Genomic DNA, 19365 nt, shown 5'->3' with positions numbered 1-19365 from the left:
CCCCAACAAAAACTTCCGTCAGGAAGAAAAAAACCCAACCAACAAACCCCCCTTTGTGTTCCCCCCCCCCGCCCTCGCCCCCCCCCACCACCGGGGATTGGCTTCCCCACCGATGAGCACCGTCAGTGTTGTCATCCCCTGCTACAAGTACGGCCACTTCCTGGCCGACTGCGTCAGCAGCGTCCTGGACGAGCAGGACGGCGTAGACGTCCGGGTCCTCATCATCGACGACGCCTCGCCCGACGACTCGGCGGAGACCGCGCGCAAGCTGGCGGCCTCCGACCCGCGCATCGACGTCCACGTCCACCCGGTCAACAAGGGCCACATCGCCACCTACAACGAGGGCCTGCTGGAGTGGGCCGACGGCGACTACGTGGCCCTGCTCTCGGCCGACGACCGACTGGTGCCCGGCGCCCTGGTCCGGGCCGCCGCCCTGCTGGACGCCCACCCCGAGGCCGGATTCGCCTACGGACGCCCCCTGCGCTTCCAGCACGGCGGACCGCTGCCGACCGCCCGCACCCGGAGCACCGGCACCACCGTCTACCCCGGGCACTGGTGGCTGGAGCGCCGCTTCCGCGAGGGCACCGGCTGCATCACCTCGCCCGAGGTCGTCGTCCGCACCAGCCTGCAACGCGAGGTGGGGGGTTACGACCCGGCCCTTCCGCACGCCGGCGACATCGAGATGTGGATGCGGCTCGCCGCGCACGCCGACGTCGGCTACGTCCGCGGCGCCGACCAGGCCTTCTACCGCGTCCACGGCAACAACATGTCCACCACCGACTTCGGCGGCCAGCTCGACGACCTGCGCCAGCGCCTGGTGGCCTTCGACTCGGTGCTCGCCAAGTGCGCCGACCGGCTGCCGCACGCCGACCGGCTCGCCGAACAGGTCCACACCCGGCTCGCCCGCTACGCGCTGCGCCGCGCCTACCGCGCCTACGACCGGGGCCGCACGGCCGTCGTACCGGTCGGGGAGTGCGTGGCCTTCGCCGCGGAGTGCCTGCCGGGATACGCGGCGCTGCCGGAGTACCGGGCACTGCGCCTCAGACGGCGGATCGGCCCGAAGGCCATGCCCTACCTCCAGCCGCTGGTGTGGTCGGCCGTGGCCGAGCGCGGCCGGGAGTGGCTGTGGTGGGAGTCCTGGAAGCGCCGCGGGATCTGATGCACATGCCCCACTCGTACGAGACCGCGCGCGGTTGCTCAGCCCGCGACCGGAACCCGCTCGGCGCGGGGGAGCTGCTCCGGCTCACCCGCGGCCCTGCGGCGGCGCAACGCGAACCGGTCGAACCACAGCGCCCCCAGGATCCCGGCGGTCGCCCCGAGCAGGGCGACGCCCGCCAGCGCGCGGCTCTTGGTGCCCTGCACCAGGGCGGCGCTCGGGGCGACCAGGACCGACGCGCTGATCCGCGACCCGGCCGCGACGCCCTGCGCGTTCTGGAGCTCGGCCACATGCCGCGCGTACACCTCGATGACCTGCCCGACCGCCGTGTCGGCCGCCACCGCGGAACCCCGGCGCGCCTGCACCTGCACCGACGGGATCAGATAGCGCGGGGTCGCGCTGGTGCCGCTGTTGCGCGGGATCAGCTGGTAGCCGCCGTGGACCCCGGCGGCCTCCAACTCCACGTGCCCGGCGGGCGACTGGAGCTGCTGGATCACTCCGTACGACAGCGAGGCGAGCGGGGGCTGGAGGTTGGTCAGCTGGTTCGGCTGGTTGCCCGTCACCGGCGGTTTGAGGACGACCACGGCCGAACTCAGGTACTCGGGGGCGGGGCGCAGCACCGGGTAGGCTCCGGCCGCCGTCAGCAGGAGCGCGACCAGCAGGACGTACCAGCGGCGGAGCAGCGCTTCGGCGACGTCACGAGGCGACACAGGGAATCCTTCCGTCGCCACCGATCCTCGCAGGCACCGGGGCGAGTCACCACCCGATCGGCAAACCAGGGGGAGTGGGCATGAGCCTCGGCGACCTCCTGGCGATCATGCGCAGGCGCTGGTACTTCATGGTGCCGCTGACCCTGCTGAGCCTTCTCGCGGGCGGCTATCTCTACCGGACCGTCCCAGTGTCCTACGAGTCCCAGAGCTCGGTGACGCTGCTCGACTCCACCGCCATCGCGGAGTTGGCGCCGACCTTCGGCAACCCCCTGTCGAACGCGGGCGGTTCACTGGTCGTGACCGCCGACGTGCTGATCAGGACGCTCCAGTCGGGCGACTCGGCGAAGGAACTGCACTCCCGGGGCGTCACCGACCGGTACACCGTCGGGTTCGCCCCGGACGCCGACAGCCCGCTGCTCACCCTGAGTGTCACCGGCACCGACCAGAAGAAGGTGCTCCACGAGACCACCGTCCTCACCGACTTCGCCGGTGAGCAGCTCAAGGCCCTCCAGGCCGCCTCCAAGGTGCCGAAGACGTACGTGGTGCAGACCGCGCCGGTCGTCCTGCCGCAGACCCCGGTCTCGGAGCCCAAGAGCCGCTACCAGAGCATCGCAGCGGTCGTCATCGTCGGGCTCGTCGGCTCCTTCCTGCTGTCCATCCTGGCCGAGGGTGTCGCGGTGGTCCGCCGCCGGGGCCGGGCCCCGGCCGGATACCTGCCCCGCCGCCACCGCCGGAGTTCCCCCGACCGGGCCCCCAAGGGCCTGCTGGTGCGCAGGCTCGACGCCACGACCATCCTCACCGGCTATCTGGCGCTGGCCTTCTTCGTCCCCTCGAACCTCACGCTGCCCGCGCTGGGCGGCGTCGGCACCCCGGCCAACGTCTTCGCCCTGCTCGGCCTGCTGTGGTACCTCGCGACCTGGCTCGGCGGCAGGATCGTCCCGGCCAAGGGCACCCGGCTGCCACGCGTGGTGATGTGCCTGCTCGCCGCGGCGGTCCTCCTGTCGTATCTCGCGAACGCGACCCGCGACAGCACCCACGCGGAGATCCTCGGGGCCGACCGCGGGCTCATCGGGCTCGGGGTGTGGATCGCGCTCGTGGTGCTGGCCTCGGCCGGCATCCAGGAGCGCGCCCGGCTGGAGACGCTGATGCGCCGCCTCGTCGTCCTCGGCACGGTGGTCGCCCTCATCGGCTACTACGACTTCTTCGCCGCGACCAACATCGCCGACTCCATCCACGTCCCCGGCCTCCAGTCGAGCTCCGCCGGGATCAGCGCCATGGACCGCGGCTCGTTCACCCGGCCGCGCTCGACCACCGCCCACCCCCTGGAGTTCGGCGGCATGCTGGCCATCCTCGTCCCCTTCGCCGTCCACCAGGCGTTCGACCCGGTACGACGCCACGCGGGCGCCCTGCGCCGCTGGGCGCCGGTCGCCGTCATGGCGGGCGCGCTGCCGCTGACGGTGTCCAGGACGTCCATCATCGGCGCCCTCATCGTGATCCTGGTGATGGTGCCCCGCTGGAAGCCGCAGCGCCGCTGGGCCGCCATCGGACTGATCGTGGGCTCGGTCGCCGGGTTCAAGGTCATCATCCCCGGGCTGATCGGCACCATCACCAACCTCTTCGCCAGCTTCCTGGCCGGCTCCGACAGCAGCACCCAGGCGCGCACCGTGAAGTACAGCGCCATCGTCCCCTATCTCGAGGAACACCCCTGGTTCGGGCGCGGGTTCGGCACCTTCACCCCCGACCTGTACTTCTTCACGGACAACCAGTACATGCTGACCCTGGCCGAGATGGGCATCCTCGGGCTGGTCGCGCTGCTCGCCCTGTTCGTCACCGGCATCCACACCGGCGGCGCCGTCCGCCGGCTCGCCCGCAACGACTCGGACCGGGAACTGGGCCAGGCGTTCCTCGCCTCGGCCCTGGTCGCCCTGGTCATCAGCGCCACCTTCGACGCGCTGAGCTTCCCCATGTACGCCGGGATGTTCTTCCTGGTCCTGGGCGCCGGCGGCAGCTACCTCGGGTTCATCCGCCGCGAGGCTGCCGAGGCCGCGGCCCCCGTGACCGGTACGGAGCCCGAAGCCCGCGTCCCCGAACTCGTGGAGTCCCGATGAGCACCGTCGCCGTCATCGTCGTCACCTGGAACAGCGCCTCGGTGCTCCCCGGGTTCCTCGCCGCGCTGCCCGAGGGCATGGCGGGCCTCGACTGGCGGCTCGTCGTCGCCGACAACGACTCCGCCGACGACACCGTGGAGGTGCTGCGCACCCTGGCCCCCGAGGCCACGGTCGTCCGGACCGGGCGCAACGCCGGATACGCGGCCGGGGTCAACGCGGCGATCTCCGCCGCCGGGGAGTACGGGGCCGTCCTGATCTGCAACCCCGACATCCGGATGCGGCAGGGCTGCGCCAAACGGCTCGTCGACAGCCTCGGGGCGGGCGTCGGGATTGCCGTCCCCCTCCTCTACGAGGACGGCGCGGACACGCCCCACCACTCCCTGCGCCGCGAGTCGACCGTGCTGCGGGCGCTCGGCGAGGCCGTCATCGGCAACCGCCGGGCCGGTCGCTTCCCGCCCCTGAGCGAACTGGTCACCGACCCCGACGCCTACCGGCGGCCCACCCGCGCGGACTGGGCGACCGGTGCGCTCATGGCCGTCTCGGGGGAGTGCCTGGCGGACTGCGGCCCCTGGGACGAGTCCTTCTTCCTGTACTCGGAGGAGACCGAGTTCTGTCTGCGGGCACGGGACCGGGGCCACGCGACCCAACTGGAGCCGGCGGCCGAGGCGGTGCACCTGGGCGGCGAGTCCCAGGTGTCGCCCAGGCTGTGGACCCTGCTGACCCTCAACAGGGTCCGCCTGTACGGGCGCAGGCATGGCGCCCTCGCCACGGCGGCCTTCCGCGGCGCGGTCCTGCTCCGGGAGACCTCCCGCGCGGCGCTGGGCCGCAAGGCGAGCCGAGCGGCGGTCGGCGCTCTGGTCAGACCGGGGGCCCTGCGAAGGACACCGGGCCCATGACGGTCCCCCGAAGGGGCGCGGGGAATCGCGCGACCAGCCACCACGGCCCCGCTGTCGCCCGGCGCCCTGACCCGACGACCTAACCCGGCGCCCCCACCGGGCGGCACACCATGGCGACGAAGTCGTGCCCGACTTCCGGCAGCGCCGCGTCCTCGATGGCGAAGCAGCGCTCCAGCAGCTCCAGCGTCTCCGGCTCCTGGTCCCGGAAGTTGTGCGCGATCCCGGAGAAGGCGATGTGCAACACCGTCCCCCCGTAGGGGCGTTCCTCCACCACGTCGAAGTGCCGCCGCAGCCCCGGCAGCAAGGAGGCCGCGTCGACCGCTTCGGAGGGGTCGTCCAGCACCATGGCCATCCGGCTCGGCCGCACCACGCGCCGCTTGATCCGCCCGTCCGCCAGGCGCCGCCGCTCCTCCGGCAGTTGGGCCAACAGCGCGTTGGCCGCCTCCAGTTGCCCGTCGGTCCACTGGAAGCGCGTCGGTCCGACGAACTCGTCGATCACGAACAGGCCGCCCGGTGCGATCAGTTGGGACATCCGGGGCAGGGTCTCGGCGAGGTGGTCGAAGTGGTGCAGGGACTGAAGGCCCAGCAGGACGTCGAAGCGCTCCCCGTCGCTGGTCATCCGGTTGACGTCGGTGACCCGGAAGCGCAGCACGTCGGCGAGGCCCGCCTCCTCGGCGGACCGGGTGGCGAAGTCGATGCGCTGCTGTGCCACGTCCACGCCCTCCAGCAGACCGAACGCGCCGGTCCTCGCCCAGAGCAGCTCGTTGCCGCCGGTGCCGCACCCCAGGGACAGGCCGCGCAGGTCGGTGCGCGGCGCGAAGTGCTGGGCGGCGACGTACTCGGGGAAGGAGGTCTCCGCGTCGCCGGTCATCAGCAGGTTCCACCGTTTGATCACCGAGGGGATCGCCCACCACTCGGTCAGCGAGGGGTCGACCCGGGACCAGTGCTGCACCACGCGGGCCCCGCCGCGCACCCGCAACTTGGCGAGGACGGGGTCGAGTTCGAGCTTGCGGACCTTGCGCAGCAGCCGGTCGGCGTCATGTCGGTTGACCAGGTTGTTCAGCATCCCCGCTCCGTTCTCACGGCGATCAGCGACTTGGTCGCGCCGAGCACCCGCTCGCTGAGGATCACCGAGCGCGGGAACAGGTAGCGCATCTCGGCGCGGGTCAGGAGCTCGATGTTGATCACGGCGTCCATCGCCGACTCCGGGCTGTCCGGGCGGCTGTGGACGAGCGGCCAGTGCCGCACCAGACGGGCCCGGGCGGCGAGCGGCAGGAACTGGAAGCCGGGTGCCACGAAGTGCGGTTCGACGGGGAAGTAGCGGTACGGCGTCTGGATCCAGTGCAGCGGCGCCAGTTGCTCCACGGCGGCGACGAACAGCCGTCGCCGGCTGTGACCGCCCACGTGCTCGATGGTCGAGTTGGAGAACACCAGGTCGTAGCCGCCCTGAGCGCTGAGCTGGGCGGCGACCTCGGGGTCGGTGACGTCGGCGTTCTCCGCGGTGATCCAGTCGGGCAGTTCGGCCGGGTGCGCCTCCAGGTTGATCAGGTGGACGTGCTTGGCGCGCACCGGGGCCCGCAGCCACATCTCGGCCGTTCCGCCCAGGTCGAGGACGCTCATGTTCTCGATGCCGGGGAAGCAGCGCCGGAACCGCTCCCAGCGGGCGACGCGGAGCCGTTCGCCGAGCGAGCCCGGTGCGTCGACGAACTTGTTTCTCAGGGCGCGGGATCGGGGCACGGGATCAACCACCTGTGGTCGTGAGTGAGGAGCGGGACGGGCGGGCTCGCTTCCACCGGTCTGTCACCACCGGGTGTAGAAGCTGGCCGGATTCATCAGGTACCGGACGGTCGGGTACGGCACATGCCGCACCCGGTGCCTGCGCGCGTACCGGTGGATCAGCTCCCAGTCCTCCCGGGGCATCACCTCCGGGGTCCGGCGCAGGCGGCTGAAGCGCAGGGCGCGGGTGCGGCGGGCGACGAAGGCGTTGGTGTCCAGGAAGGACTCGCGGGCGGCCCGGCGCCGGTCGTAGGGCACGGAGAGGATGTCCTGGTCCGTTCCGTCGGGCAGGACGCGGCGCAGTGCCGTGTAGACGCCGTCGGGGCCGCCGGGGGACTCCAGTACCTCCAGGGCGCGGGCGAGATGGTCCGGCTCCCACAGGTTGTCGTCGTCCAGGAACGCGACGTAGCGGGAGCGGGTCAGGCGGATGCCGACGTTGCGGACGACCCCGGCGGTGCCGGTGTTGGCGGCCAGGGAGACGGCGAACAGCCGTGGTTCGTCGGGGAGTTCGGGCAGGCCCGCGCCGTCGTCGACGACCATGACGACCTGGTCGGTGACGCTCTGGGACAGGGCCGAGCGAATCGCGGCCAGGAGTGCCTCGGGGCGCCGGTGGGTGGCGATCACCGTGGCGACCAGCGCGGAGGGCGGGCCGGGCAGGCCGGCGGCCAGGCGGCGGGTCTCGGCGTCCTCGGTCCGGCGCAGCCGCACCGCCGAGGGTGCCAGCAGGATCTTGTTCCGCGCCTCGAAGAGCACCAGCCAGCCGAACACCGCCTTCAGCAGCGTCCAGGGCGCCCACGCCACTGGGCGCGGCACGGCCCCGCTCACGCGGCGGGCTCCGGGGTGACCAGACGGCCGTCGGAGAGCCGGTTGTTGCGCCACACGTTCCCGGCGCCCTTGTCGTTCCAGTGCGCGACCACGCCGTAGCCGCCGGAGTTCGGGTGGTACTCCGTGGAGAAGACGTTGTCCGTCACCCTGATCCCGGTGGCGCCGGTGCTGCCGCCGTACAGCGCGTAGGCGCCGCCGGCGATCCAGTTGCGGTCGACGGTGACGTTGCGGACCACTCCGGTGTCCGCGAACAGACCGATGCTCCCCGAGGCGCCCTGTTTGAGGCTCGTCTCGTTGAGGAGGGTGTTGTGGCGGATGATCAGGTGCCCGGTGTTGCCGCCGCCGCTGATCACCGCGTTGGTGTGCTGCCACTCGCCGCCCAGGTTGACGAACGGGGCGATGTCGTGGACGTAGTTGTCGTGCAGGTTGCCCTGCCCCATCGACAGGGCGTCACCGAACACCGAGACGTCGCACCAGCCGACCTCGATGGAGCTGCCGCCCATGTTCGACACCGCGTAGTCGACGCCGCCGTTGTCCGGGCCCTTGCCGGGGACCGCGGTGATGGTGGTGTGCAGGACCTTCAGGCCGCTGAAGCCGGGGCGCAGGTTGATGCCCCACCAGCTGTCCGAGGTGATCCGGGAGTCGATGACGGTGACGTCGTCGGCGTAGATGTCGAGCGCGCCCTTGATGTCCCAGCCGCGGATGACCGTGCCGCTCTTGCGGATGGCCAGGTAGCCGGTGTTGTGCGGGGTGAGCCTGGTCCGGTGGCCGGTGGTGTCGGCGTCAGGGAAGCCGCAGGCGCCGGGGGAGGAACAGTCGGCCTTGGCGCCGGCCGTGGGCGTGCCGGAGGCACCGCTCGGTGTGGCCGGCTTGGAGGGCTGGACCGTCGGGGCCGGTGAGGTGGGGGTGGGCCGGCCCGTGGTCTCGCCGACCGTGGACGAGGCGGTGGGGCCGGGCGCGGCCGAGGACGGGCTCGGCGAGCGGGGCGGGGAGGCCGACGTGTCCGCACCCGAGCAGGACACGCCCACCACCGCCAGTAAGACGGCCAGCAGGGGCCCCGTGAGTGCGTGACGGCTGTGACGCCGTGCCATTGCGTTCACCTCATGTCCTGTCGGGTGGACCGGACCGGTGCGGACGAGCGGTGCCGGCCCCGCCGGGGACGGCCGCCGCGGTCGACGCCGCGCAGGAAGTCGCGGCTGGGCAGTACGCACACCGTGTAGCCGGCCAGGGCGATCGTGCTGAGGGCGAGAAGGGCGAGTCGGCTGTCACCGAACCGGGGCTCCAGGACGAGGATGATCGCCGCCATCACGGCCCCGCCCAGGAACGGCCAGGCACAGGCCCTGGCGATCCTGCCGACACCGATGCCGCCACGGCCCAGCGCGACCAGGAACACCGGCACCACCAGCCCGCCGGCGACCAGGACATGGGCCTGCGAGACGCCCACGATGCCGTTGAGGCGGGCGGCTGCCAGGAGCACCGGGACCAGCGCGACCAGCCACAGGCCCTGCACCAGGAACAGGGCGCGGCGCTGTCCTACCGCGACCAGGCAGTCGTAGGCGAGTTCGGAGCCGATGCGGATCAGGCCGAGGGCCATCAGCCAGGGCAGCGCGGCGGCGGCCGGGCCCCACCGGTCGCCGTAGATCAGCTCGATGACCGGCAGCGCGAGGCCGCCCAGCAGGACGCAGAGTGGGACGGTGAGGGTGACCAGCAGTCCGAGGGCGCGGCTGAAGCCCTGGGCGAGCGCCTGGGGCGACTCGGCGAGGCGGGAGAAGCCGGCGAAGGAGACCCGGCGGGCGGCCTCGGAGATGATCCGCACGGGCCAGCCGGAGATGTTGAAGGCGAGCACGTAGAACCCCAGCGAGACATTGCCCAGCGTCGCGCCCACCACCATGGTGTCGACGTTGACCACCGCGAGGGCCAGCATGCTCGCGCCCGCGAGGGGAAGGCCGAACCGCAGCAGCGCGCGGGCCTGTTCGGGATCCCAGCCGTACTTCAGGGTGCCCGGGGCGGCCAGTGCGCAGCCGACGAGCGTCACGACGTTGCCCGCGACGGCCCCCCAGGCGAAGCTCATCGCGCCGTGGCCCTGGAAGGCGAGCAGCAGCGTCACCGAGGTGCCGACCACGAAGTTGAGGCCGTCGATGGCCATCCGCTTGCCCTGGGCGAACTCACGGGTGAGGAAGTGCCCGGGGACCTGGGCGATGCCGTCGATCAGCACGCACAGGCACATCACCCGCAGGACGTTCGCGGCGTCCGGCGAGCCGAGCAGCCCGGCCATCGTCGGTGCCGCCGCGAACAGGGCCGCGTACAGCAGGCCGCTGGAGAGGGTGCTGAGCGTCAGCACGGTCGGCGCGAACCGCCGGGCGTCGCCCTCCCAGCGCACGATGGCCAGGCCCACGCCCAGCTCGTTCGCGGACAGCAGGACCAGCAGCACGGTCTGGGCGACGCCGTACACGCCCCATTCCGCGGGGCCCAGGGCGAAGCGCGCCAGCACGATGCCGGTGGCGAAGTTGCCCAGGCGCATGACGACGGTGTTGATCAGGCTCCAGCGGGCCGCCGAACGGACCTTGCCGCCCAGGGTGGGAGCGGCGGCGGGCGCAGCGGGCTCGAGCGCGGGAGCGGGAGCCTCGAGTGCGGGAGCGACCGGGGCGGGGGCGCCGCCCGTCTCACCGGTCCCGCTGCCCGGTGCGCGGGTGGTGTCCATGGGTCGACTCCTCGTCGAGCGGCTCGGCGGCGGACGCCACGGCCATGGCGGGCCGTGGCGCTTCGGGCTCGGCGGCCGGAGCGTCCCCGCGGGAGCGCGTCCAGCTGGGCGGGCGCCGGATGGCGAGCGTCTCCTCCACCACCGTCTCCCCGGCCGGGGGAGCGGTGGCGGGGACCGGCGTCTGCGTGTCCGTCTCCGCGCCCGGCCCCGTCAGCGGCTCGGCCGCGGGCCGCTGGGACCTCTTGCGCGCCTCCACGTAGAAGACGGCGATCATGGCGAGGACGAAGCCTCCGCCGCCCGCCATGATCATGTACTCGAGCCGTGTCTTGGTCTGCGCCACCGGGGTCTGCGGGGAGACGATCGTCGTCATGCGGATCATGGCGTTCTCGGCGACCGACTGCTGTTCCTGGAACTCCCGCAGCCGCTCCTTGGCGTACGCCGTCAGGATGCGGTCCGAGGACAGCGTGGCCTTCTTGTCGGTGCCGGTGACGGTCAGCCAGAGCAGCGGCCCCTGCGCGTTGTCGGCGAGCTTGGCCTCGAACGTGCCGGTCGCGCCACGGGACTTGAGCTCCCGGACCGAGACGTCGGAGTTGAGGTTGCGGGCCAGGCTGTCGGCCATGCCGGTGAGCGAGGTCTGGGTGCTCAGATAGGGGTTGCCGTCATAAGCCACCGTCGCCTTCTCGGAGTTGAGGAGAACGACCGTGCTCTGCGACTGGTAGGTCACCGGGACCACCAGGACGACGGCGAAGGTCAGGCCCGCGGCCAGCAGGAGTCCGGGCAGCAGGACGTACCACCGCCTGCGCATGACCCGGAAGATCTCAGCGAGATCCATGACGGTCCCCCCTAGTGACCAGATGTGCGACGAACATATGTGGCGTGCGGATCATATGGGGAGTGGTCGGCCGGCGGGTCTCGGCTGGTCGGTCGGTCTGGGCCGGGTGCTCGCGGTCCCCCCTTCCAGCAGCACCTCGGCGATGCGCTCACTGGCCCGGCCGTCCCAGAGTTCGGGGCGACGCGGTGCGGGAGGGGCGTCCAGCACCCGGTGCGCGGTGGAGACGATGCGCGCCGGATCCCGGCCCGCCAGCACGTTGGTGCCCTGCTCGACGGTGACGGGCCGTTCGGTGTTGTCCCGCAGCGTCACACACGGCACGCCCAGCGCGGTCGTCTCCTCCTGGACCCCGCCCGAGTCGGTCAGGACGACACGGGCGGAGTCCTCAAGGGCGATGAAGTCCAGGTATCCGGCGGGCGGTACGAGGGTGACGCCGCCGGGCACGCCGATCTCGGCCAGCCGCTCGGCCGCGCGCGGGTGCACGGGCAGGACCAGCGGGCAGCGCTCCGCGATCTCGCCCAGCGCCTTCAGGAGCCCGGCGAGCACCTCGGGATCGTCCACGTTGGCGGGCCGGTGCAGGGTGACCAGGCCGAACTCGCCCCGGGACAGGCCGAGTCGGGCGAGGACGTCGGAGGTGCGCGCCCGCTCCAGGTTGGCCAGCAGCGTGTCGATCATGACGTTGCCGACCAGGTGGATCTGGTCCTCCCGGTACCCCTCCGCGCGCAGGTTGTCGGCGGCGTCGGGCGAGGGGGCCAGCAGATAGTCGCTGACCCGGTCGGTCGCGACGCGGTTGACCTCCTCCGGCATGCCCCAGTCGCGGCTGCGCAGACCCGCCTCGACATGGGCGAGCAGCGGTCCGGCCTTGGCGGTGACCAGGGCACAGGCCAGCGTGGAGTTGATGTCGCCGACCACGACCACGAGGTCGGGCGCCACCTCCGCGAGGAGCGGCTCGAAGGCGGTCATCACCCGACCGGTCTGCTCGGCGTGGCTGCCGGAGCCGACGCCGAGGAAGCGGTCGGGCGGCCGGATGCCGAGGTCGGCGAAGAACACGTCGTTCATCGCCGGGTCGTAGTGCTGCCCGGTGTGGACGAGGACCACCTCGGCGCCCCGGCGCTCCAGTGCGTCCATCACCGGTTTGATCTTCATGTAGTTGGGGCGGGCCCCGGCGACGCAGACGATGCGCGGCATGGTTCAGAGCACCTCGATCGTGGGCCCCGACGGCAGCCGGCGGCGGCAGTCCAGGACCAAGGGGGCGTGTTCGGCGACGAGTTCGTAGTCGAAACTGTCGTGGTCGGTCAGCAGGACCACCAGATCGGCGGAGGAGAGCTCCTGCGCGGTCGGCTCCACCCGCACCAGCCGGGTGTCCACCGGCAGGCTCTCGACCACATGCGGGTCCGCCGCCCTGACCTGGGCCCCGCTGTCGAGCAGCAGGTGGGAGATGCGCAGCGCGGGTGACTCCCGGGCGTCGCCGGTGTTCTTCTTGTACGCCAGGCCCAGCAGCAGGATGCGCGAGCCGTTCACCGAACGGCGCGTGCGGTTGAACAGGTCGCTGACGCGGCGTGCCACGTACTCCGGCATGTGGTTGTTGATGTCGTTGGCCAGCTCCACGAACCGGAAGCTCTGGCCGAGTTCGCGCTGTACCCGCCAGGACAGGTACGAGGGGTCGATCGGCAGGCAGTGGCCGCCGACACCGGGTCCTGGCGTGAACTTCATGAAGCCGAAGGGCTTGCTGGAGGCGGCCTCGATGGCCTGCCAGACGTCGATGTCCAGGTGGTGGGCGAACATCGCGATCTCGTTGACCAGCGCGATGTTCACATGCCGGAAGGTGTTCTCCAGGAGCTTGGCGAGCTCGGCCTCCTTGGGGGAGCTCACCGGCACGGTGGTGTCGACGAGTTCGTCGTAGAAGTCCTGGACGGCCTTCAGGGACGCCGCGTCGACGCCGGAGACGACCTTCGGGGTCTCCTTGAAGCCCCAGACGGCGTTCCCGGGGTCGATGCGCTCCGGGCTGTAGCCGAGGTGGAAGTCGGTGCCCGCGGTCAGGCCGGAGCCGTCCTCCAGGATCGGGGCGAACAGTTCCTGCGTGGTGCCGGGGTAGGTGGTCGACTCCAGCACCACGGTGGCCCCGGGCCGCAGATAACGGGCGAGGGTGACCGCCGACTCCCTGATGTAGCGCAGGTCGGGGGTGCCCTCGTGCAGCGGGGTCGGGACGGTCACGACGGCCACGTCGAACCCCCCGCAGTCCCGGGCCGAATCGCTCGCCCGGTACGTGCCGTTGTCCAGCGCCGCCCGGATCCGCTCGGAGGAGACGTCCTCCACGAAGGACTCGCCCGCGGCCAGGCTCTTGATCCGCCGGGTGTCGACGTCGTAGCCGATCACCTCGTGCCCGGCCTCGGCGGCGCGGACGGCCAGCGGCAGTCCGACGTAACCCTGTCCCACCACGACGACACGCATCAGTGACTCCTGTTCGCGGAAGCGGCCTGCGGGGTGGGCCGGAGGAACTCGCGTGCCGTCATCAGGAGGAAGGCGGCGTTGGTGGTCAGGTAGCGGCGGCCCAGGCGGCGCGGCTCCTGGAGCGCGCGGTAGAGCCACTCCAGGCCCATGCGCTGCCAGGCGGCGGGGGCCCGCTTGGTGACCCCGGCGAGGATGTCGAAGGAGCCGCCGACGCCGTGCACCACCCGGGCGCCGGTGCGCGCGCCGTAGGCCGCGGTGAAGATCTCCTTCTTCGGCGAGGTCATGCCGAGGAAGAGCATCTGGGCGCCGCTGCGGGCGATCGCGTCCGCGACGGCCTCCTGCTGGGAGTCGTCGAAGTAGCCGTGGCGGCTGCCGGCCACCTTCAGGCCGGGGAAGCGGTCGGCCACCCGGCGCTCCATCTCGGCCAGCACCTCCTGCCGCGCACCGAGGAAGTACACCGACATGCCCGCCGACTCGGCCTCCGCCAGCAGGCGCAGGAACAGGTCGATCCCGGCCACCCGTTCCGGCAGCGGGGCGCGCAGCACCCGGCCGGCCCAGACCACGGCCTGTCCGTCGGCGACCACGAGATCGCAGCCGGACACGGCCTCGGCGAGCCGAGGGTCGCGCCGCATGTTCACCAGCTTCGCGGCGTTGACCACGCCGATCTCCAGCTGGCGCCCGTCGCGCACCGCGTCGAGGCAGTGTCGTACGGTCTCGTCCATGGTCAGCGGGTCCAGTTCGACCCCGAACAGCATCTGACGCTCTCTCATATCCGGCCCCCCTGCCAGGCGTGGAGCATCCAGCCGAACTCGTACGGCCGGCACTCGCGGTCGACGGACAGTGGACGGTAGACCCGGTCCAGCGACTTCAGCCGCAGGCTCGGGACGAGGCGGGTGCCCAGGCCCCGGGCGGCGCGGACGGCCTTCTTCGGGTCGCCCCGGTAGACCTTGCGCCAGGTGGTGCCGAGCTCGTCGAGGATCAACGGCTCGCGGCGCTCGGGGTGTTCGGCCAGTTCCGGCACCTCCGTCATCCAGCGCAGCCCCTTGCGGATCGCGGCGCCGAAGTCGCTTCCGCCCGCGTCGGTGAGGTCGAACAGGGCGGTCGGCGCCATCGCGTGCTGGTGGACGCTGTAGACGGGGTAGCCCTCCACGACCCCGCCGGTGCGCGCGTCGTAGTGCCACCACCACTGCCCGCCCGCGCCCTGGAGCTCGCAGATGCGCGCCGCGCAACGCTCGGACGCGGCCAGCGCCTCGGGGTCGCCGCCCTGGTCGTCGCTGGCGTGGGCGCGGGCCAGGGCCTGGAGCGGGTACGTCTGGTCGGCGAAGCAGCTCACATGCGCCCGGTACCAGGGCACCAGACCGGGTCCGGTGGCGTGCGGGAAGAGCGGGCTGTCGCCGATCCGGGCGCGCAGAAGGCGGTCGCGAGCTGCGCTGAAACGTCTCTCCACGTCGACCGTGCCGCGCGCCGCCGCGAGGGCGGACAGCACCCACGCGGCCTCGACGGTGTACTGCGGCCGCCCCTCCACGTCGAGGGCCTCGACACGGGCGAGGGCGTCGGACAGCTTGGGGTGTCCGGTCTCGGCGGCGGCCCAGGCGATCAGCGCCGCGTCCCCGAGGTTGGTCACCGCGGGCAGTGACTCGATCAGCAGACCGGTGAACTCCTGGGCGGTGCGCCCCGCCAGCACCGCGCGCTGGCGGTCCTCGGGGAGGAACTCCACCCCCAGTGCGGTGATGGCCGCGTAGCGGGTGCTGGTACCGCGCCGCTCCAACGTCCAGGAACCGTCCGGGGCTTTGCGCCCGGACATGGTGAAGGAGAAGGCTTCACCACCCGGGAGCAGCATCTCCGGAAGCCCCAACTCGGCGACAGACAAAAGCCGTTGGGCCAGCGAGAGCAGCGCCGGTTCGTCTCGGCCTAGGGCCGCCAGGCGTGTGTTGGTCATCTTCTGGGCACACCAACCCCCCTGTGGGTCCTGTTTTCGCGCAGACTGGTGATCGCCGCGGCGCTCGACGGCCGTGCGGCGCAAAGGTGCAGAGTCAGGCGCAGGAGTGGTCTCGACTCCTGGCAGCAGGCATAGGTGTCCCCACCCCGTAACCCCCCCTGGGTACTACCGGTTCATGTGCTCATTGTGCGTGGTCTGCACAGACCGCACACACGTTATGGCTATAGATGTTCGAGGATTTACGTTTTTAGGAAAACGGCCCTCAAACGCGGGGAACCAGTTCGCCGTCCTTCTCCTCGTACGACTCACCCGTCTCGGGGCACTCCCAGGTACCCGGTGTGCTCTCCCGCTCCACCAGCCGTACGCCGGCCCGGCCGACCCAGCCGATCCGGCGCGCCGGCACCCCCGCCACGAGAGCGAAGTCGGGCACGTCCCGGGTGACCACGGCGCCCGCCGCGACGAGTGCCCAGCGGCCGATGCGGACGGGGGCCACGCACACGGCACGGGCCCCGATCGAGGCGCCCTCCGCCGCCACGACGGCCACGGCCTTCCAGTCGTCGCCGCGCTTCAACTTGCCCTGCGGGTCCACGGATCGGGGGAAGTGGTCATTGGTGAAGACCGCCGCGGGGCCGACGAAGACACCGTCCGCGAGCACCGCGGGTTCATAGACCAGCGCGTAGTTCTGGAGCTTGACGTTGTCACCGATGCGCACGCCGGGACCGACGTACGCGCCCCGGCCCACGATGCATCCGCTGCCCAGCCGGGCGTCCTCCCGGATCTGGGCCAGGTCCCAGACCGTGGTGCCGTCGCCGAGCGTGGCCGTCTCGTCGACCTGGGCGGTCGGCTGGATCCTGGAGCTCATCAGGCTGAACCTTTCCGACAACAGGAGAGTGCCGTGACGGGATCACCATACGTACGTCCCGCTCATGGGCGAAAGGATTCCGCGGCGGTCCGCGGATCTTCGCCGCTGCCCGACCCCTACCCGGCCGCGGCCGTCCCCCGAACTCCCCAGCGCCGTACGCGTCGACGGCCCGCCACCCGGCACACGACGTAGATCGTGAACGAGACGGTGGTGACGTACGGGCTGATCGGGATGGAGCTGCCGAGCGCGAGCAGGATGCCGCCCTCGATGGAGAGCACGGCGAAGAGCACGCTGAGCGCCGGGAGCAGCACCGGGGACGCCGTGACGCGCGCGGCGGCCGCGGCCGGGGTGACGACGAGGCTCAGGACCAGCAGCGCCCCGACCACCTGGACCGACAGGGCCACCGCGAGCCCCAGCGCGAGCATGAACGCGAACGACAGGCCCCGCACCGGCACTCCGCGGGCCTCGGCGACGTCCGGGTCGGCGCTGGCGAAGGACAGCGGCCGCCACATGACCGCCAGCGCGACCACGACCAGCGCCGAAGTGCCCAGCAACCACGCCATCTGCGGGGTGTCGACAGCGACGATCTGCCCGGTCAGCAGGCCGAACTTGTTGGCCGCCCGCCCTTTGTAGAGCGCGAGGAAGAGCACCCCCAACCCGAGACCGAACGGCATGATGATGCCGATCACCGAGTTGCGGTCCCGGGCCCGCGCCCCCAGGACCCCGATCGTGCCCGCCGCGAGCAGCGAGCCGACGATCGAGCCCGCCACGATGTTGGCGTCCAGCAGCAGCGCCGCCGAAGCCCCCGCGAACGACAACTCGCTGATGCCGTGCACCGCGAAGGGCAGGTCGCGCATCATGACGAACACCCCGGCGAGGCCGCCGACCAGGCCCAGCGCGGCCCCCGCGACGAGCGAGTTGCGGACCAGGGCGAGGAGTTCGCCGTAGTGGTCGAAGCTGAAGATCTGCTGCCAAACCCCCTCGGCGAACGTCATCTGCGCACTTCCTCGGTGGGGGAGGGGTGATGGGGTGGTGCGGCCGTCTCGTCCGGGGCGCCGACGACCACGACCCGGCCCCGCACGCGCACCACGTCGACCGGTGTCCCGTAGAGCTCCGACAGGGACGCGGAGGTCAGCACCTCCTCGGGCGGACCGACCCGGTGACCTGCCCGGGCCAGGTACAGCACGCGGTCCGCCAGACCCAGCACCGGGTTGATCTCATGGGTCACGAAGACCACGGCCGTGCCGTGCGAACGGCGCCGGGCGTCGACGAGTTCGGTGACGGCCCGCTGGTGGTGCAGGTCCAGCGAGAGCAGTGGTTCGTCGCACAGCAGGAGCCGCGGATCGGTCGCCAACGCCTGCCCGATGCGCACGCGTTGGCGCTCGCCACCGGACAGCAGGCCGAGCGGGACGTCCGCGTACGCCGACGCCCCGACCGCCTGGAGGATCTCCGCCACCCGCCGCCGGGTGGCTCCGGTGCGCGGGCGCGGTCCAAAGCGGTGCCCGTCGATGCCGAAGCGCACCAGGTCGCGGGCGCGCAGGCGGGACTGGGCCGCCGACTCCGCCTGCTGGGGCACGTATCCGATCTCCCGCGCGGCCTCCCGCGGCGGGCGGCCCAGCACGGTCAGGGTCCCGGCGGACAGCGGCTGCCGCCCCAGCAGGGCCCGTACGAAGCTGGTCTTGCCGGCCCCGTTCGGGCCGAGCACGGCCATGAACTCCCCGGGGCGCACGTCCAGTTCGAGGTCCTGCCAGACGACCCGGTCGCCGTACGACAGCGCGGCCCCGCGCAGGCTGACGACCGGTGCGCTGCCGCCCTGGGCCGGGATCGGGGCCGGGCCGCTCACTTGTCCAGCGCGCCGGCGAGCGCGTCGACGTTGGAGGTCATCCAGCCGAGGTAGTCCTTGCCGCTGGGCAGGGTCTCGGTCACCGGTACGACGGGGATGCCGGCCGCCTTGGCCGCGGCCTCGGCCTTCTCGGTCTGCGGGCCGGAGGTCTGCTCGTTGTAGACCAGCGCCTCGACCTTCTTGCCGGAGAACAGTGCCAGCGCAGCCTGGAGGACCTTGGGGGAGACGTCGCTGCCCTCCTCGATCGCCTCGCTGAACTCCTCGGGGGTGGCGTTCTTCAGACCGCTCGCCTCGATCATGTACAGCGGTACCGGTTCGGTGATGGCCACCGCCTCGCCGGCGTGTTCCTTCCTGATCCGCGCCTCCTTCGCCTCCAGCGGCTTGAGCTGCGCCTTGAAGGTCTCGGCGTTCGCGGTGAAGGTGGCGGCGTCGTCCGGGTCGGCCTTGCCGAGGGCGGCGGCGACGCTGTCGGCGATCTTGGCGACGGCCGGGAAGTCGTACCAGACGTGCTCGTTGAGCTCGCCGCCCTTCGGGGCGGTCCGGCCGGAGATCTTGACCGCGTTGACCACCTCGGCGGAGGAGTTGCCGCTCTTCAGCATGCGGTCGAGGAAGTCGTCGTAACCGCCGCCGTTCTCGACGACGACCTTCGCCTTCGACAGGGCCAGCTGGTTCTGGGTGTTGGCCTCGTAGGAGTGCGGGTCCTGGTCCGGGTCGCTGATGATCGAGGTGACGTCGACCTTGGTCCCACCGATCCGGCCGACGATGTCGCCGTAGACGTTGGTGGAGGCCACGACCGGTATCGCGGACGCGGCGGCCGGGCTCTGCGCGGCACTCGTGGCGTCGGCGGAGTCCGAGGAGCCGCCGCAGCCCGAGAGGAGGGCCAGCGAGGCGCCGGTGATCAAGGCGGCGAGGCGCCGGGACGGGGGCGTGGACATGGATCCTCCGCGAAGGGGTGGAACAGGGGGACGCCCGTCACGCTAGATGAAAATGAATGTCAGAAGTGCGTTTGCGTCCGTTCCATGTGAAAACCATTGCCAATACTTGGCCTGATCGCCGACCAGGCCCACCTCCACGGCCCGTTCTGGGACTGGGTCTCCGGCCTCGACCTCAACATCGTCGGCTACGTCGTCGTAGGTCTGTTCTTCGTGACCTGGGCGGTGGCCCTGCTGATCTGGAAGGCCGGCCGGATCGAGGAGAAGTGGACCCAGGCGCTTGCCCCGCGCGCGGGTGCGAAGCCCGAGGGCGCGAGCGCGGGTCGGTGACCGCCGG

The 19365-nt window shown here is 71.7% G+C and carries 18 protein-coding genes and 1 pseudogene; 4 read left to right on the top strand and 15 right to left on the bottom strand.

Translation table 11 applies throughout. The features are described 5' to 3' along the window. Nucleotides 1–112: 112 nt before the first annotated feature. Complete coding sequence (locus ACZ56U_RS36245) at nucleotides 113–1159, top strand: glycosyltransferase family 2 protein (RefSeq protein WP_469088181.1); 1047 nt, start codon at nucleotides 113–115, stop codon at nucleotides 1157–1159. Between the two features lie 38 nt (nucleotides 1160–1197). On the opposite strand, the gene ACZ56U_RS36240 is transcribed toward ACZ56U_RS36245, so the two are convergent. Next, nucleotides 1198–1866, bottom strand: coding sequence for a hypothetical protein (locus tag ACZ56U_RS36240; RefSeq protein ID WP_469088180.1), 669 nt, complete (start codon nucleotides 1864–1866; stop codon nucleotides 1198–1200). Between the two features lie 80 nt (nucleotides 1867–1946). Here ACZ56U_RS36240 and ACZ56U_RS36235 point away from each other — a divergent pair, with 80 nt between their 5' ends. After that, nucleotides 1947–3974 carry an O-antigen ligase family protein gene (locus tag ACZ56U_RS36235; protein WP_469088179.1) on the top strand — a complete coding sequence of 676 codons (2028 nt, stop codon included), beginning with the start codon at nucleotides 1947–1949 and terminating at the stop codon, nucleotides 3972–3974. Beyond that, a complete protein-coding gene (locus tag ACZ56U_RS36230) occupies nucleotides 3971–4870 on the top strand; it encodes a glycosyltransferase family 2 protein (protein ID WP_469088178.1) in 900 nt (299 codons plus the stop codon). The genes ACZ56U_RS36235 and ACZ56U_RS36230 overlap by 4 nt, the downstream gene beginning before the upstream one ends. A 79-nt stretch (nucleotides 4871–4949) precedes the next feature. Here the strand turns inward: ACZ56U_RS36230 and ACZ56U_RS36225 are convergent, their stop codons facing one another. The 14 genes from ACZ56U_RS36225 to ACZ56U_RS36160 all read right to left on the bottom strand — a co-directional run bounded on the left by ACZ56U_RS36225 (nucleotide 4950) and on the right by ACZ56U_RS36160 (nucleotide 19031). Next, the gene (locus ACZ56U_RS36225; RefSeq protein ID WP_469088177.1) at nucleotides 4950–5936 is read right to left on the bottom strand and encodes an SAM-dependent methyltransferase; all 987 of its coding nucleotides are present in this window, start codon (nucleotides 5934–5936) and stop codon (nucleotides 4950–4952) included. Beyond that, the gene (locus ACZ56U_RS36220) at nucleotides 5930–6607 is read right to left on the bottom strand and encodes a class I SAM-dependent methyltransferase (protein ID WP_469088176.1); all 678 of its coding nucleotides are present in this window, start codon (nucleotides 6605–6607) and stop codon (nucleotides 5930–5932) included. Before ACZ56U_RS36220 ends, ACZ56U_RS36225 begins: the two co-directional genes overlap by 7 nt. A gap of 63 nt (nucleotides 6608–6670) precedes the next feature. Further along, a complete protein-coding gene (locus ACZ56U_RS36215; protein ID WP_469088175.1) occupies nucleotides 6671–7459 on the bottom strand; it encodes a glycosyltransferase family 2 protein in 789 nt (262 codons plus the stop codon). Between the two features lie 8 nt (nucleotides 7460–7467). Then, a complete protein-coding gene (locus ACZ56U_RS36210; RefSeq protein WP_469088174.1) occupies nucleotides 7468–8562 on the bottom strand; it encodes a hypothetical protein in 1095 nt (364 codons plus the stop codon). Nucleotides 8563–8567: 5 nt separating this feature from the next. Continuing rightward, the gene (locus ACZ56U_RS36205; protein WP_469088173.1) at nucleotides 8568–10172 is read right to left on the bottom strand and encodes an oligosaccharide flippase family protein; all 1605 of its coding nucleotides are present in this window, start codon (nucleotides 10170–10172) and stop codon (nucleotides 8568–8570) included. Next, entirely contained in the window at nucleotides 10135–11004 is an 870-nt protein-coding gene (locus ACZ56U_RS36200) for a YveK family protein (protein WP_469088172.1), read from the bottom strand. Before ACZ56U_RS36200 ends, ACZ56U_RS36205 begins: the two co-directional genes overlap by 38 nt. 51 nt (nucleotides 11005–11055) lie before the next feature. Next, the gene (gene wecB / locus ACZ56U_RS36195; protein WP_469088171.1) at nucleotides 11056–12189 is read right to left on the bottom strand and encodes a non-hydrolyzing UDP-N-acetylglucosamine 2-epimerase; all 1134 of its coding nucleotides are present in this window, start codon (nucleotides 12187–12189) and stop codon (nucleotides 11056–11058) included. 3 nt (nucleotides 12190–12192) lie between these two features. Next, on the bottom strand, nucleotides 12193–13452 hold the full coding sequence (locus tag ACZ56U_RS36190) for a nucleotide sugar dehydrogenase (protein ID WP_469088170.1): 1260 nt from the start codon (nucleotides 13450–13452) through the stop codon (nucleotides 12193–12195). Beyond that, a complete protein-coding gene (locus ACZ56U_RS36185) occupies nucleotides 13452–14222 on the bottom strand; it encodes a WecB/TagA/CpsF family glycosyltransferase (RefSeq protein ID WP_469088169.1) in 771 nt (256 codons plus the stop codon). Before ACZ56U_RS36185 ends, ACZ56U_RS36190 begins: the two co-directional genes overlap by 1 nt. Then, the gene (locus tag ACZ56U_RS36180) at nucleotides 14219–15391 is read right to left on the bottom strand and encodes a hypothetical protein (protein ID WP_469088168.1); all 1173 of its coding nucleotides are present in this window, start codon (nucleotides 15389–15391) and stop codon (nucleotides 14219–14221) included. The genes ACZ56U_RS36185 and ACZ56U_RS36180 overlap by 4 nt, the downstream gene beginning before the upstream one ends. Before the next feature lie 262 nt (nucleotides 15392–15653). Then, nucleotides 15654–16253, bottom strand: a complete 600-nt coding sequence (locus ACZ56U_RS36175) for an acyltransferase (protein WP_469088167.1) — start codon at nucleotides 16251–16253, stop codon at nucleotides 15654–15656. 116 nt (nucleotides 16254–16369) lie between these two features. After that, nucleotides 16370–17248: a metal ABC transporter permease gene (locus ACZ56U_RS36170; RefSeq protein ID WP_469088166.1), complete on the bottom strand. Its 879-nt coding sequence runs from the start codon at nucleotides 17246–17248 to the stop codon at nucleotides 16370–16372. After that, nucleotides 17245–18096, bottom strand: a complete 852-nt coding sequence (locus tag ACZ56U_RS36165) for a metal ABC transporter ATP-binding protein (protein ID WP_469088165.1) — start codon at nucleotides 18094–18096, stop codon at nucleotides 17245–17247. Before ACZ56U_RS36165 ends, ACZ56U_RS36170 begins: the two co-directional genes overlap by 4 nt. Next, nucleotides 18093–19031, bottom strand: coding sequence for a metal ABC transporter solute-binding protein, Zn/Mn family (locus ACZ56U_RS36160; protein WP_469088164.1), 939 nt, complete (start codon nucleotides 19029–19031; stop codon nucleotides 18093–18095). The genes ACZ56U_RS36165 and ACZ56U_RS36160 overlap by 4 nt, the downstream gene beginning before the upstream one ends. A gap of 102 nt (nucleotides 19032–19133) precedes the next feature. Here ACZ56U_RS36160 and ACZ56U_RS36155 point away from each other — a divergent pair. Next, nucleotides 19134–19358 (top strand): annotated as a pseudogene (locus tag ACZ56U_RS36155) (HoxN/HupN/NixA family nickel/cobalt transporter); the annotation flags it as partial. Nucleotides 19359–19365 lie beyond the last annotated feature (7 nt).

The sequence above is a fragment of the Streptomyces sp. NPDC034103 genome (genome assembly GCF_055575395.1).
The sequence above is the reverse complement of the archived record's forward strand: the minus strand, read 5'-3'. Positions and strand labels throughout refer to the sequence as shown.